The organism is Okeania sp. KiyG1, from assembly GCF_014132355.1.
Taxonomy (GTDB): domain Bacteria; phylum Cyanobacteriota; class Cyanobacteriia; order Cyanobacteriales; family Microcoleaceae; genus Okeania.
Genome location: NZ_BLZO01000025.1, coordinates 106,152 through 120,441, shown reverse-complemented (window position 1 = coordinate 120,441; position 14,290 = coordinate 106,152). Strand labels below are relative to the sequence as shown.

Sequence of the window (14,290 nt, the reverse complement as noted above, 5' to 3'; positions counted from 1 at the left end):
AAGTAGCTGAGTTATTTTTATTGTTGAAATTTTTCCATTAACCAAGCTCCAACTAACCGTTGATTCATATTCCTACTAAGTTGAAGTGCTTCATCAAGTAGGGAAATTTTTAATTCTGGTAAAACAAGAGATTCTTGAATTTGTTTACTACCTCTATCTGCTACAGCAAATGCAATTACTTGCACATTTTGTACATCAACAATCCAATATTCTCCCACTCCGATATTTTCATATAAAATAAGTTTTTCTCCTTGAGCATCAGAAAGCGAACTATTAGCAACTTCTATTACTAAGTCTGGTGCTGGATATTTTTCTAAGTCAATAATATTCATTATCTATACTTTCTAGCACTTGTAAATATTCTGACCAAGTTGCAGTTATCTAAGTATCAGCTAAAATTTTGGTTTGTAAGTTACTCATTATTTATCTACTTCTTTCAACAAATTTATTGGCAAGCTGAGTTATTTTTATTGTTGAAATTTTTCCATTAACCAAGCTCCAACTAACCGTTGATTCATATTCCTACTAAGCTGAGTTATTTTTATTGTTGAAATTTTTCCATTAACCAAGCTCCAACTAACCGTTGATTCATATTCCTACTAAGTTGAAGTGCTTCATCAAGTAGGGAAATTTTTAATTCTGGTAAAACAAGAGATTCTTGAATTTGTTTACTACCTCTATCTGCTACAGCAAATGCAATTACTTGCACATTTTGTACATCAACTATCCAATATTCTACCACTCCGATATTTTCATATAAAATAAGTTTTTCTCCTTGAGCATCAGAAAGCGAACTATTAGCAACTTCTATTACTAAGTCTGGTGCTGGATATTTTTCTAAGTCAATAATATTCATTATCTATACTTTCTAGCACTTGTAAATATTCTGACCAAGTTGCAGTTATCTAAGTAGCTGAGTTATTTTTATTGTTGAAATTTTTCCATTAACCAAGCTCCAACTAACCGTTGATTCATATTCCTACTAAGTTGAAGTGCTTCATCAAGTAGGGAAATTTTTAATTCTGGTAAAACAAGAGATTCTTGAATTTGTTTACTACCTCTATCTGCTACAGCAAATGCAATTACTTGCACATTTTGTACATCAACAATCCAATATTCTCCCACTCCGATATTTTCATATAAAATAAGTTTTTCTCCTTGAGCATCAGAAAGCGAACTATTAGCAACTTCTATTACTAAGTCTGGTGCTGGATATTTTTCTAAGTCAATAATATTCATTATCTATACTTTCTAGCACTTGTAAATATTCTGACCAAGTTGCAGTTATCTAAGTATCAGCTAAAATTTTGGTTTGTAAGTTACTCATTATTTATCTACTTCTTTCAACAAATTTATTGGCAAGCTGAGTTATTTTTATTGCTGAAATTTTTCCATTAACCAAGCTCCAACTAACCGTTGATTCATATTCCTACTAAGCTGAGTTATTTTTATTGTTGAAATTTTTCCATTAACCAAGCTCCAACTAACCGTTGATTCATATTCCTACTAAGTTGAAGTGCTTCATCAAGTAGGGAAATTTTTAATTCTGGTAAAACAAGAGATTCTTGAATTTGTTTACTACCTCTATCTGCTACAGCAAATGCAATTACTTGCACATTTTGTACATCAACTATCCAATATTCTACCACTCCGATATTTTCATATAAAATAAGTTTTTCTCCTTGAGCATCAGAAAGCGAACTATTAGCAACTTCTATTACTAAGTCTGGTGCTGGATATTTTTCTAAGTCAATAATATTCATTATCTATACTTTCTAGCACTTGTAAATATTCTGACCAAGTTGCAGTTATCTAAGTAGCTGAGTTATTTTTATTGTTGAAATTTTTCCATTAACCAAGCTCCAACTAACCGTTGATTCATATTCCTACTAAGTTGAAGTGCTTCATCAAGTAGGGAAATTTTTAATTCTGGTAAAACAAGAGATTCTTGAATTTGTTTACTACCTCTATCTGCTACAGCAAATGCAATTACTTGCACATTTTGTACATCAACAATCCAATATTCTCCCACTCCGATATTTTCATATAAAATAAGTTTTTCTCCTTGAGCATCAGAAAGCGAACTATTAGCAACTTCTATTACTAAGTCTGGTGCTGGATATTTTTCTAAGTCAATAATATTCATTATCTATACTTTCTAGCACTTGTAAATATTCTGACCAAGTTGCAGTTATCTAAGTATCAGCTAAAATTTTGGTTTGTAAGTTACTCATTATTTATCTACTTCTTTCAACAAATTTATTGGCAAGCTGAGTTATTTTTATTGCTGAAATTTTTCCATTAACCAAGCTCCAACTAACCGTTGATTCATATTCCTACTAAGTTGAAGTGCTTCATCAAGTAGGGAAATTTTTAATTCTGGTAAAACAAGAGATTCTTGAATTTGTTTACTACCTCTATCTGCTACAGCAAATGCAATTACTTGCACATTTTGTACATCAACTATCCAATATTCTCCCACTCCGATATTTTCATATAAAATACGTTTTTCTCCTTGAGCATCAGAAAGCGAACTATTAGCAACTTCTATTACTAAGTCTGGTGCTGGATATTTTTCTAAGTCAATAATATTCATTATCTATACTTTGTATCAGTTAAAATTTTGGTTTGTAAGTTACTCATTATTTATCTACTTTTTCAACAAATTTATTGGCAAGCTGAGTTATTTTTATTGCTGAAATTTTTCCATTAACCAAGCTCCAACTAACCGTTGATTCATATTCCTACTAAGTTGAAGTGCTTCATCAAGTAGGGAAATTTTTAATTCTGGTAAAACAAGAGATTCTTGAATTTGTTTACTACCTCTATCTGCTACAGCAAATGCAATTACTTGCACATTTTGTACATCAATTATCCAATATTCTCCCACTCCGATATTTTCATATAAAATAAGTTTTTCTCCTTGAGCATCAGAAAGCGAACTATTAGCAACTTCTATTACTAAGTCTGGTGCTGGATATTTTTCTAAGTCAATAATATTCATTATCTATACTTTCTAGCACTTGTAAATATTCTGACCAAGTTGCAGTTATCTAAGTATCAGCTAAAATTTTGGTTTGTAAGTTACTCATTATTTATCTACTTTTTCAACAAATTTATTGGCAAGCTGAGTTATTTTTATAGCAATTCTCAATAGCAATTCCCACAGTGGTGAGGTACAAAATTCGTTGGTTTTAGGGAAAAGGGAAAAGAATAGAATAGAAATAAAAATAGGTGTACCTCATTAGTCTGAAAAACGCTATATCAGGACTTACGCAAAGGCACTACATATAGTAGATAAAAACTATAGCACTATGGTATATATAGTGTTTTTGTCGGAAAAATGCGTAATTCCTGTATATGTTTGAAATTGTTCTATTAACCAAGTGCTATCTAACCGTTAATTCATGTTTCGACTAAGCACTACATATAGTAGATAAAAACTATAGCACTATGGTATATATGGTGTTTTTGCCGGAAAAATGCGTAAGTCCTGTATATGTTTGAAATTGTTCCATTAACCAAGTGCTATCTAACCGTTAATTCATGTTTCGACTAAGTTCCAATGCTTGATTTAGTAGAGAAATTTTTAATTCTGGTAAAACTATAGCGTTTCTCAAATTAATGAATTTTATGCGTCACTCAGAGATGGGAATTGCTATAGAGATTTTCTAAATTTTTCCCAAAATAATTAATTTTCTATTCCCTACTCCCTACTCCCTACTCACTACTGTTCCTACTTCCTACTCCTCAAATTCAACTTCTTCGTAAATATCCTGTAAAGATATTCCAGATTCAACAGAACTTAAATACAAATTATCTTCTAAATTACTAAATTCTGATAATAACCATTTCCCCTCTTCAGTCTTGCTAAATTGTTCTACATGATTCCTATATTGGTCAATCAAAATATATTCTTGAAAACTACTCATACTTCGGTAATACTCAATTTTTTTTCCTCGGTAATAGCTTTCTGTAGAATTTGATAATACTTCTGCAATTATTAGAGGATTAGTAATAGTGTCCCGTCTATTTTCAGCATAGACTAAAGGAATAGCAACAACCATTACATCTGGATAAGTATAAAGTCTAGATTCAGGTATCCATAAACGTAAATCAGTCATAAATACTCAATATGGTTTACCTTTTAGTGCATACTTCAGTGCAGCATAAAAGTTACCATAAATTAAATTGTGATTTGGTGTACATCCAACCATTTGAATTATTTCCCCCTGACGATATTCACTTCTAAATTCTGCTGCTTCTTCCAGTTCTAAATACTCTTCGGTAGAGTAATATTTTTGCTCAGTTGCCAGCATAATTTTCTCCTTTTTGTTTTTGAATTTTTACTTAATTAGGGTTTGCTGAAAAAGTATCTATGGTAGAGGTAGGAGTCAGGAGTCAGGAGTCAGAAGTCAGGAGTAACGGGAAATTTAGAGGAGGTAGTCGGATATTTTATCCCTCGATTTTTCTGCCATAGTCAGCCCAAAATCCTAACTTTTTGGTCTTTCAAGCTGAAAAAGTTGCACTTTTTTTCACTCTGAAAAGGCTAAAACTTTTATCTGTTAATGCTTTGATATTTAATCAGCAAGCCCTAATTATACCAAATTAAAAGAAGATAATTACAGGATAATGACAGTCATTTCAGTTATCAGTTATCAGTTAACAGTTAACAGTACCTCTGCAATAAGGAGGCTTGACATAAGGAATATGCTCTTTTCTCTTGGTTGATTGGATATGGCGAGGAGAGCCGCTCTTATCAGAGTCGCTCCGCTTTATATGTCGGCGACAGCCGTTAACGTAGTTATGCGCCAGCAAAACGCCATCCCTCAACCGCTTTTTATCCCCTTATATCAATTACCAAAAGTAATACTATACTTAGGTAAAACTTCAGTTATTAAGTAATTAAACTATCCTCATAAACTTTTTGCTAATTTGAGTCAATTTAATATTAATTATTATTATTTTTATTTCTCCCTCCTGGGAGGGGTTAGGGGTGGGTTCCCTACTCAAGAAAATGTAGAAAAGTTTTTGAGAAATGGTATTAAAAGGGGAGGCTTTAGACCACAATTTTTCGGTAAAAGAGTCAAATACTACCTTTAAAAGCGGAGTTTAAATATCTGCTTATGGGTGGAAAATTTAGTATAATACCAAGCATTAAAAAAGAAAGTGTTCAAATAATAAGCATCCGTTTCGCATACTTTATATAAAAGTCTATTTGACCAAAAAGATAATTTACAACATCAAAAATGGTATTAAATTTATTAATTCTGGCTCCTGAATTAAGAATTATAAATTATAAATTATAAATTCAGAATTCTATTCTAATAACTGCTTTAATTTTTGCTCATTCCAAAGTGACTGATATAATCCAGTTTGCTCTACTAATTCTGCATGATTTCCAGTTTGTATAATTTTGCCTTTATCCATGACAAAAATTCTATTGGCAGTAGCAGCAGCAGACATTTGATGAGAAATAAAAATTACAGTTTTCTTTTGAGTTCCAGTTGATAAATTTTGCAAAATATGAGTTGCTGTCTGATTATCTACGCTGGAAAGTGCATCATCTAAAATTAATATTGGGGCATCAACTAATAATGCTCTTGCTAATGCCGTTCTTTGTCTTTGTCCTCCTGATAAAGTAATCCCTCTTTCTCCAACTATCGTTTCATATTGTTGGGGAAAGGTGAGAATTTCTTCGTGAATTTGTGCTTGTTTAGCAGCCACTTCTATTTCTATTTGTTTTGCTAATGGGTCGCCATAACAGATGTTATTTTTAATTGTTGTACTGAAGAGAAAACTTTCTTGAGGAACGTAGGCGATCGCCCTGCGTAAATCTGTTAATTTTAGTTGAGTTATGTCATAGCCATCTATAAATAGTTGGTCAATATTAATATCTAAAAGTCGAGGTAATGTATTTGCTAAAGTTGATTTTCCTGCACCAATAGAACCGACAATAGCAATAGTTTCTCCTGGTTGAATCAGAAAATTAATGTTGTCTAAGGCTGGTGTTTTACTACCCGGATAAGTATATGTTAACCCTTGGCTTTTTACCCAACCTTTTACCACTTTTGGAAAATCTAGAGGTGATTCATGGTCTTTAATTTTCGGTTCAACTGTGAGAATAGCTTCTATACGATCAATACTTACTTCTCCTCTTTGATAAGCAGTAATAGTAAAACCTAGTAATGCAGTGGGAAAAACTAAACGCTCAACATAAAGAATTAAAGCTACAAAATTACCAACCGTTAATTCACCATTTTCCAAGTATATTGACCCATTCATTAGCAATATTAATAAACTTGAACTTGCTAAACTAACTAGAATAGGAAAAAGAATATTACGAGTTTTAGCCAACTCTAAATTTGCCTCTAAAAGTCGCTGATTATAATCACTAAAACCTTGTCGCTCATTTTCCTCTTGAGCATAAATTTTGATAAGAGAAATACCATTCATATCCTCTTGAATCAAATCGCTCATATTAGAAAGTTCTTCTTGTACAGCTAATTGTTGACTCTGCAATTTATTACTAAATATTTTCACCAGTATTAGCATGATAGGATAAACAGAAACTGCTAATAAACTTAACCGTACATTAATAGAAAGCATAACTGGCAGAGTTAAACCATAAGCAAAAATTGTATTGCTAATACTTAATACTGCAAAACCTAATAACCTGCGGATATTATCAACATCACTTGTGGCGCGGTTAATTAAATCTCCTATTGTATTATTACTAAAATAGGATGGCTCTAATTTTAAGAGTCGATTAAAAATCTTTTGTTTGAGGTCAAATTCTACCTGTCTCCCTACTCCAAATATGAGTATGCGCGATACTATTCTAATTACCCACATAATGGAGGCAAAAATTATAATTGCTACTACATAGTATAAAAATTCATCAATTTTAGTTGCTACTTTTAAATCATCTATTGCTTGACTAATTAATTTGGGAATATAAATTCCTAAACTATTGACTATTAGTAGAGAAAAAACTCCTAATGATGACTTTTTCCAGTGGGGACCTAAATAGGAGGCTAATTTTTGCAGTCGTACTTGAGAAGATTGAGCCATAGTAATTATTTTAGATTTTAGATAATGTTATGATTGTAGATATAGCAGAAGGAAGAAGGAAGAAGGAAAAAGGAATAAGGTGTTTAGTTATCTACCAGAGAAGGAAAAATCTGGCTTTGTCTGAGTTTTAAGCTTTTGATCTGTCCTAACATTTCCTTCGACTGCTATAGTTTAAAGATACAAAAAAAATTAACTAGCTATCAGCTTTTAGCATTTCCGTACCGGAATGCTCCGCAAACAGCTAGCTTCTTGCAGAGGAACTGCGAAATTCAGCTTTTAGCAGCTCTGGTTAAATCCCCTGTAACCCCAAGCGCAGGATTGTTTAGGAGGGGTTTAAATTCCCTTAGTTAGCTTTAGAAAAATAATCTTGCTGACTGCTGACTGCTGACTGCTAACCGCTTTTATATTAAAAATCCATGAAAAAATTGTTAGTTCTTGTTAAAAATGAGCTGTATCAATTGAAGAAGAAAAAAAGTAGATAGGAATACTGAAAAACTGTCCCTCCGCCTCTACAAACTCCAAGCAATTGTAGACACCGAGGGCTAAGTGTGAGGTATTAAATCTATAAAGGAAAAGATAAATGTATGGCTCCTAAATAATTTTTTCTCAAATTAAACTCAAAATATTACTAAAATTATCTTAATATCTTAACCATAATATTTGCCACAATAGGAATAACAAATATGGGCAAGCAATTTTCTCTTTCGTTTGATGTAAAAGACGATAACACTATCGAAACTGAATCTATTAAAGTTAAACTCGAAGCACCAAAAGAAACCGCCAAAAGCGCCTCCCGGACAAGATTTTGTGATTAGATTGTTATTGATATTTTTAGGTATTTGGTTGATTGTTACTTTTTTAGTGCCTGGTGGTAAAAAAAGCATAAATGAGCAGCCATCTACTCCTGCTTCTCCTGCTTCTACTGCTTCTCCTTCTAATTCAGATAACAATCCAACAACTACGTCCTCTAGTAATTATGACCCATTAGAAATAATATCTTTGGAAGAAGATTAAGGTATGGCAGAAGAAAGAAGAAAGAAGGAAGAAGGAAGAAGGAAGAAGGAAATATCTGGCATTGTTTGAGTTTTAAGCTTTTGATATTTCCTAACCTTTGCTTCGACTGCTATAAATTCACTACAAATTATTTAGTGAATTTTTTGAATATAAATTATCATCAAAATCATTATTAAAGATCATAAAAATGCCCCTCTGCTATTCCAATTTTTTGAGGGGCATAAATTTAGATTTTGTTTCAGTAAAAACATAAGCATTTCCTGCGGAATGCTGCGCAAACAGCTATTAGCAGTCAGTTAGCCTCCTAGGTCGGAACTACGTTAACAGCAATTAGTAATGAGTAATTACTTCTAAGGTTTAGGAAAGGGACTTTACCAGTAATTTTTATTCAAATTCAATTTCAAAGGTTGCTTTTATCTTCCTCCAAATTAATAGCTGAAGTTCGCAGTTCCGACCATAGGAAGCTAGCTAATAGCTGACGGCTGAATGCTTATGTAAAAACAATATAGTTAGTTGAAAATACTTCCTCAAAAACCAGGAGCTAACCAACCGCGTAGGAAGTAGTAAAATAAAGCTAAATATTCTTCCCAAACTTCTGTAGTTAGTAAAAGTGCTTGAGCATTAGGTAGAAAATCTGCTAGTACAAAACGATAGGAAGAATCTTCATAAGGATTTACAGTATTAAAATCTGTTGGAGCTGGAATAACCCTCATTCCTATATCAGTAAAAGTTAAACTAGCACGACGAATATTAACAGCAGAAGTAACAAGAATAACTGCAGTGTCTAAACCTTTTGCATCCAAAATTTCCCTTGTTTCAATGGCACTTTCATAGACAGTCCTTCCATCTGGTTCTAGAATAATAGCCCCTCTTGGAACACCCAATTCAATTAAAATGTTCTTGATATCTACAGCTTCAACCGTACTATTATCATCTCCAATTCTCGGACCAGCACTTACTATAATATAGGGAGCTAAACCTTTCTTATATAGTTGAGATGCATAAATAATCCGCTCTGCTGTTTTAGTAAGCTGAACTTGTATTCTGTCTGGTATTACTGGCTGAGTTGTTCCCTGACCCAATAATACAATCGCATCTGCTTTTTCGTCACAACAAGCTGATACAGAAACAAGTTCTATAGCGTCCTCTTCTGCTTGTTGAGCTGCCCATACAGCAAATACTGGCGAGCTAGAAATTATCAGAACTATTAAAGCTGTAATAATCAGAGTTGGAGCTGGACTTTTTATCCCCCCATTCGATATGAGAGTAGTGGCATAGATCAAAAGTATAATCGAAAAACCAAGTGGTTTAAAAGCAAAAGCTAGAAACCTAAAAACAGCAGCTCCTACTGGACTATCTGGTGCATAAAATGCCAGTATTAACAGAATAATTGAAAATACTAACAACAACTTAGAAATTAAATTTTTCTTATCTCCACCAGAACTATCCCAGAGTGACTTAATTATACAAATTAACAGTATTAAGAATACTATTCTTGTTAAAATTATCAGCATAATTTTTTGATTTTTTCCTTAGAAAAGTTTGATTGTTTGCTTAATCAGCTAACTTGATTGATGCAGTCTTTCTCATAACATAAAAAATAAGGCGTTGCTGAATTATTGTATAATTTTTAGTGGTCAGTAATCAGTAGTTAGTAGTCATTAGTTAGTAGTTAAAAGAGACGCTCTATTTTTACTTACTATTAATATCTACTCACTCATCAGTTTCATACCTTACTTCAGCGAAGCTAAAAATAAAAATCAACTTATTTTATCGGTACTTAAGTTGAGCATTAATTGCTTCCGTCACTGTTTGGATTACTTTAACACGAGCATAATGTTTATCATCACCCCCAATTAAAGTCCAAGGTGCAGTAGGCGTACTTGTAAGCTCAATCATTTGATTAACAGCTACTTCATAAACTTCCCACTTTTCTCGATTGCGCCAATCCTCCTCTGTAAGCTTATACTGCTTAAATGGGTCATTTTGTCGCTCAGTAAATCGCCTTAATTGTTCCTCCTGACTAATATGTAACCAAAATTTGACCAAAACATAACCTGCACTGGTCAATTGTCCCTCAAACTCATTAATTTCCTGATATGCACGTTGCCATTCTGACTCTGTAGCAAATCTTTCCACCCGCTCCACCAAAACTCGACCATACCAACTGCGGTCAAAAATACCAATATTTCCTGCTTCTGGCAACTGTTTCCAAAACCGCCAGAGATAATGATAGGCTTTTTCTGACTCCGTTGGTGCAGCAAAAGCACTAACTACATAACTTCGGGGGTCTAAATTATCCGTTAATCTTTTAATTGCCCCACCCTTACCCGCAGCATCCCAACCCTCAAATATTACCAGCACAGGGATTTGATGTTTGTAAATTTCCAATTGCAGTTTATTCAAAAGTGCTTGCTGCTGCCGTAAAGATTTTTTATACTGTTTTGGAGATAAGCTTTGGGTCAAATCTACTTCAGCTAAAAAATCTGGTTCCCTTGATTTGAGCTGTTCTTGAAGAGGATTTTTGAGTGGTGTGGCCTGAATCTGCAGTCCATCCAAAGCTTCGCTCAAAGTTGAGACCATTTCTGTCAGAACTTTGACTCTTGCCCAACGTTGAGAGTTTCCTTCCACCAATGTCCAGGAAGCAAATCCTGTGTTGGTATGAATCAGCATTTCTTCAGCAAAAACAGTATATCGTTCATAATTTTTTGCTTGTTGCCAGTCTTCACTTCTGACCCGCCAAGCTTTTAAAGAATCAGCAGCAGTTTTTTTTAAACGCTTCTTCAATTCTTTTTTGCTCAAATGAATCCAGAATTTAGCGATCGCCACCCCATTATCCACCATCTGACGCTCAAAAGCATTAATTTGCTCTAATCTTATAGGAATTTCTGCCTCTGACACTCTTTTAAATAGTCGCTCTTCCAGGACATGAGTGTACCAGCTATGATAGAAACATCCAATTTGTCCCGCTCTCGGAAGTCTTTGCCAAAACCTCCACATAAAAGGATATTGTCGTTCTTGTGCTGTAGCAGGCCAAATTGGATGTACCACAAATCCTCGCGGGTCCATATTTCCCACTATTTGTTGAACTAAAGCACCTTTACCAGCAGCTGCCCAACCTTCTAATACTATCAGCACAGGTAATTTCTTTTGCCAGCAAGCTCTCTGTAGGGTTCTTAACTTCTGCATTAAAGCTTCGAGCTTGCTTATATAAGTTTCTTTATCTAGGGACAGTTCTAAATCTAAGGTTTCTAACATCTGTCTTTTTTTATCAAAATAATTGGGTCAGGACTTACGCAAATCAACCTTGAAAACGCCATATGTAGGGGCGAATGGCATTGGCTAACGCCAAGCTCCGAATTGCGCCCTCACTGGATTTAGTGTCTGTGCGTAAGTCCTGTGGGTTTAAAACCCCGCCTTTTAAGGCGAAATATAGCAATGAGCGCTGGTATATTCACAAATTGCAGGAGAGGCCAAATAGCTAAAAGTCTTATATTATCGGCAATTTATTCCCCCAGATGAGCTGTTACCTGCGCACAGCGAAATATTTTTGGAGCCTTACTCAAATCCCCTACTTCCCCTCCTGGGAAGGGTTAGGGTGGGTTCACAAATGAGTTCTGACTTCGTTAAGTGGGCCGGGACGGTCTTCAAACTAGGAGCCAATATCCTTTAGTTTGCTGCACCATTCCACTTATACTGGTGAGGATAGCAAGCTTTCAGCCTCCATCATCCTAAGATTTATGTTGCCTTAATTTAAGGCCAAGATTCTAAAACACATTAATTGCAACACTATGTTAAATACAACACTTAAAAGCAAATTCCAAGCATATCTTCCCTTGAAGAAAGCACTCTCAAGAGTGGCACTCGGTCTAGCAACCCTGCTATTTACGGTAATCTTTTGTGTCGCAACTCCCACTGCTTCAGCAAGCGAGATCGATGACTATATCAGTCAATATCAGCCAGTTATAGAAACATTGCATGGACTACAAGTAACTGAAAAAACAGTAACGATCTTAGTGACTAGCACTGGCTGCACGAAGAAAGAGGACTTCATAGCCGTATTGGACAAATACCAGCCTCCGACTGCCACATTCATCCGTCTGATACCCGATTTTTGTAGGGCTGCTTCCAGGGCTATTCCCATTACATTCTCCCTGCAGGAAGTGGGTGCGACAGAGTTCAAAGTTGCCAATACTGTTGACCCCAGCCCCAGCTTTTAGCCCGGCCCCAGATGGGGTGCATTTGCATCAAGCAAGGCTGGCACATTCGAGGAGTAGATATTAGACATCTCCAAAATCAAAAATAAAATCAATTCTTACCCATAAATTATCAATTATTCCCCTCCTGGGAGGGGAGGGGCGAGGGGTGGGTTCCCTGTTCCCAGCTCCGGTGTTCCCTGTTCCCTCTTTTCTGGAGATGTCTATCAAAAATGGAGTGAGAGGACTCCCGGTATAATCTTCGATTTACCGGGAGATGAATCGCGACCAAACAAAAATAAGCACTCCATTGAGATAGAAGTATGATATAATAGGCATATGATACCATTGAGGTGTCACTGCGGTCGGGCAGACCGTGGACTAAATTGACTGTGTAGGCGTACTGTCGGGGACTGGCAACAGTCTAGATAAGTGCCACTTAAGCAGTAAACCTAAATCGTGAGGTTTGGGAATCTCCCGTTATAATCTTCGATTTAACGGGAGAGGATGTCAATGAGCTTCCAGAAATTTGATGAGTAGCCCAGAAACCTGGTTTCTCCTAAGAAACCGGATTTCTTAATTCGATGCACCTCTTGTCCCAGTTCCCCAGGGTCAGGACCCAGTTAAAATAAGCTCAACTTATACATTCTATTTAAAACCTTATGAATTAAACATCTTTACAAAACGAAATAAACTAGCTATATTATTAACAACGGCGCAGGCAAACAAAAAAATACCTGCACCACCGTACCTCGAAAATTTCATACATACATAACAGCAATCATACATACTATGACAACTACCTTACAACAGCGTGAAAACGCTAACGTATGGGAAAAGTTCTGTAGCTGGATTACCAGCACAGACAATCGTTTATACATCGGTTGGTTCGGTGTATTAATGATCCCTACCTTGTTAACAGCTACTATCTGCTACATCATCGCATTTGTAGCAGCTCCTCCTGTAGACATTGATGGTATCCGCGAACCCGTCGCTGGTTCCTTAATGTTCGGAAACAACATCATTTCCGGTGCAGTAGTACCTTCCTCCAACGCTATCGGTCTACACTTCTATCCTATCTGGGAAGCAGCAAGTTTGGATGAGTGGCTCTACAACGGTGGCCCATACCAGCTAGTAATCTTCCACTTCCTCATTGGCGTATTTTGCTACATGGGTCGTGAGTGGGAACTATCTTACCGCTTAGGTATGCGTCCTTGGATCTGTGTTGCTTACTCCGCTCCTGTAGCAGCAGCAACAGCAGTATTCTTAATCTATCCTATTGGACAAGGAAGCTTCTCCGATGGAATGCCTTTAGGAATCTCCGGAACATTCAACTTCATGTTAGTGTTCCAAGCAGAGCACAACATATTAATGCACCCATTCCACATGTTAGGTGTAGCAGGTGTATTCGGTGGTTCATTGTTCAGTGCAATGCACGGTTCTTTGGTAACTTCTAGCTTAGTACGTGAAACAACTGAAACAGAATCTCAGAACTACGGTTATAAGTTCGGTCAAGAAGAAGAAACTTACAACATCGTAGCAGCTCACGGCTACTTCGGTCGTTTAATCTTCCAATATGCATCATTCAACAACAGCCGTTCCTTACACTTCTTCTTAGGAGCATGGCCAGTAGTAGGTATTTGGTTCACCGCTCTAGGTGTGTCCACAATGGCCTTCAACTTGAATGGTTTCAACTTCAACCAGTCCATCATCGATTCTAGTGGTCGTGTAGTAAATACTTGGGCAGACATTATTAACCGCGCTAACTTAGGTATGGAAGTAATGCACGAGCGTAACGCTCACAACTTCCCTCTAGATTTAGCTGCTGTAGAAGCTCCTTCTATCAATGGTTAATTTTTAGTTGATTGAATTATCAAAAGTCCTCTATTTAGAGGGCTTTTTTTTTTGCTTAAAAGCTTAATAAGCAATAGGAAATATCATGTCCGCCTGAATATTTATACTTTGGTGGAAGGAAGACAGAAGGGTTTCTTACAATTGTGACTTAC

General features: G+C 35.6%; 13 protein-coding genes and 1 pseudogene. 3 read left to right on the top strand and 11 right to left on the bottom strand.

The genetic code is table 11. From position 1 onward, the window contains the following. Nucleotides 1–17: 17 nt before the first annotated feature. The 9 genes and pseudogenes from SAGCYANO_RS03255 to SAGCYANO_RS03215 form a co-directional block, all read right to left on the bottom strand. On the bottom strand, nt 18–332 hold the full coding sequence (locus SAGCYANO_RS03255) for a Uma2 family endonuclease (protein ID WP_202218762.1): 315 nt from the start codon (nt 330–332) through the stop codon (nt 18–20). A gap of 209 nt (nt 333–541) precedes the next feature. Continuing rightward, on the bottom strand, nt 542–856 hold the full coding sequence (locus SAGCYANO_RS03250) for a Uma2 family endonuclease (RefSeq protein ID WP_202218763.1): 315 nt from the start codon (nt 854–856) through the stop codon (nt 542–544). A 68-nt stretch (nt 857–924) separates the two neighbouring features. Continuing rightward, complete coding sequence (locus tag SAGCYANO_RS03245) at nt 925–1,239, bottom strand: Uma2 family endonuclease (protein ID WP_202218762.1); 315 nt, start codon at nt 1,237–1,239, stop codon at nt 925–927. 209 nt (nt 1,240–1,448) lie between these two features. Continuing rightward, a complete protein-coding gene (locus SAGCYANO_RS03240) occupies nt 1,449–1,763 on the bottom strand; it encodes a Uma2 family endonuclease (RefSeq protein ID WP_202218763.1) in 315 nt (104 codons plus the stop codon). 68 nt (nt 1,764–1,831) lie between these two features. Beyond that, nucleotides 1,832–2,146, bottom strand: coding sequence for a Uma2 family endonuclease (locus SAGCYANO_RS03235; protein ID WP_202218762.1), 315 nt, complete (start codon nt 2,144–2,146; stop codon nt 1,832–1,834). Nucleotides 2,147–2,281: 135 nt separating this feature from the next. Further along, nucleotides 2,282–2,596 carry a Uma2 family endonuclease gene (locus tag SAGCYANO_RS03230; RefSeq protein WP_202218761.1) on the bottom strand — a complete coding sequence of 105 codons (315 nt, stop codon included), beginning with the start codon at nt 2,594–2,596 and terminating at the stop codon, nt 2,282–2,284. Nucleotides 2,597–2,689: 93 nt separating this feature from the next. After that, entirely contained in the window at nt 2,690–3,004 is a 315-nt protein-coding gene (locus SAGCYANO_RS03225) for a Uma2 family endonuclease (RefSeq protein ID WP_202218760.1), read from the bottom strand. Nucleotides 3,005–3,743: 739 nt separating this feature from the next. Further along, nucleotides 3,744–4,319, bottom strand: a pseudogene (locus tag SAGCYANO_RS03220) (Uma2 family endonuclease). A gap of 1,000 nt (nt 4,320–5,319) precedes the next feature. Then, nucleotides 5,320–7,074 (bottom strand): ABC transporter ATP-binding protein, encoded by a 1,755-nt coding sequence (locus tag SAGCYANO_RS03215; RefSeq protein ID WP_202218759.1) that lies wholly within the window; start codon nt 7,072–7,074, stop codon nt 5,320–5,322. 807 nt (nt 7,075–7,881) lie between these two features. On the opposite strand from SAGCYANO_RS03215, the gene SAGCYANO_RS03210 reads away from it, so the two are divergent. Continuing rightward, complete coding sequence (locus tag SAGCYANO_RS03210; protein ID WP_202218758.1) at nt 7,882–8,088, top strand: hypothetical protein; 207 nt, start codon at nt 7,882–7,884, stop codon at nt 8,086–8,088. Between the two features lie 527 nt (nt 8,089–8,615). Here the strand turns inward: SAGCYANO_RS03210 and SAGCYANO_RS03205 are convergent. Continuing rightward, a complete protein-coding gene (locus SAGCYANO_RS03205; RefSeq protein ID WP_202218757.1) occupies nt 8,616–9,602 on the bottom strand; it encodes a YdcF family protein in 987 nt (328 codons plus the stop codon). A gap of 256 nt (nt 9,603–9,858) precedes the next feature. Then, complete coding sequence (pap, locus tag SAGCYANO_RS03200; RefSeq protein WP_202218756.1) at nt 9,859–11,346, bottom strand: polyphosphate:AMP phosphotransferase; 1,488 nt, start codon at nt 11,344–11,346, stop codon at nt 9,859–9,861. A gap of 533 nt (nt 11,347–11,879) precedes the next feature. Here pap and SAGCYANO_RS03195 point away from each other — a divergent pair. Then, on the top strand, nt 11,880–12,308 hold the full coding sequence (locus tag SAGCYANO_RS03195; protein ID WP_202218755.1) for a hypothetical protein: 429 nt from the start codon (nt 11,880–11,882) through the stop codon (nt 12,306–12,308). A gap of 768 nt (nt 12,309–13,076) precedes the next feature. Then, nucleotides 13,077–14,138 carry a photosystem II q(b) protein gene (psbA, locus tag SAGCYANO_RS03190; RefSeq protein ID WP_124143731.1) on the top strand — a complete coding sequence of 354 codons (1,062 nt, stop codon included), beginning with the start codon at nt 13,077–13,079 and terminating at the stop codon, nt 14,136–14,138. Nucleotides 14,139–14,290: the final 152 nt, after the last annotated feature.

What these genes read in the sequence shown, in the direction of transcription:
- SAGCYANO_RS03255 (WP_202218762.1), bottom strand. Translation starts at nt 332, where the DNA reads ATGAATATTATTGACTTAGAAAAATATCCAGCACCAGACTTAGTAATA.
- SAGCYANO_RS03250 (WP_202218763.1), bottom strand. Translation starts at nt 856, where the DNA reads ATGAATATTATTGACTTAGAAAAATATCCAGCACCAGACTTAGTAATA.
- SAGCYANO_RS03245 (WP_202218762.1), bottom strand. Translation starts at nt 1,239, where the DNA reads ATGAATATTATTGACTTAGAAAAATATCCAGCACCAGACTTAGTAATA.
- SAGCYANO_RS03240 (WP_202218763.1), bottom strand. Translation starts at nt 1,763, where the DNA reads ATGAATATTATTGACTTAGAAAAATATCCAGCACCAGACTTAGTAATA.
- SAGCYANO_RS03235 (WP_202218762.1), bottom strand. Translation starts at nt 2,146, where the DNA reads ATGAATATTATTGACTTAGAAAAATATCCAGCACCAGACTTAGTAATA.
- SAGCYANO_RS03230 (WP_202218761.1), bottom strand. Translation starts at nt 2,596, where the DNA reads ATGAATATTATTGACTTAGAAAAATATCCAGCACCAGACTTAGTAATA.
- SAGCYANO_RS03225 (WP_202218760.1), bottom strand. Translation starts at nt 3,004, where the DNA reads ATGAATATTATTGACTTAGAAAAATATCCAGCACCAGACTTAGTAATA.
- SAGCYANO_RS03215 (WP_202218759.1), bottom strand. Translation starts at nt 7,074, where the DNA reads ATGGCTCAATCTTCTCAAGTACGACTGCAAAAATTAGCCTCCTATTTA.
- SAGCYANO_RS03205 (WP_202218757.1), bottom strand. Translation starts at nt 9,602, where the DNA reads ATGCTGATAATTTTAACAAGAATAGTATTCTTAATACTGTTAATTTGT.
- pap (WP_202218756.1), bottom strand. Translation starts at nt 11,346, where the DNA reads ATGTTAGAAACCTTAGATTTAGAACTGTCCCTAGATAAAGAAACTTAT.
- SAGCYANO_RS03195 (WP_202218755.1), top strand. Translation starts at nt 11,880, where the DNA reads ATGTTAAATACAACACTTAAAAGCAAATTCCAAGCATATCTTCCCTTG.
- psbA (WP_124143731.1), top strand. Translation starts at nt 13,077, where the DNA reads ATGACAACTACCTTACAACAGCGTGAAAACGCTAACGTATGGGAAAAG.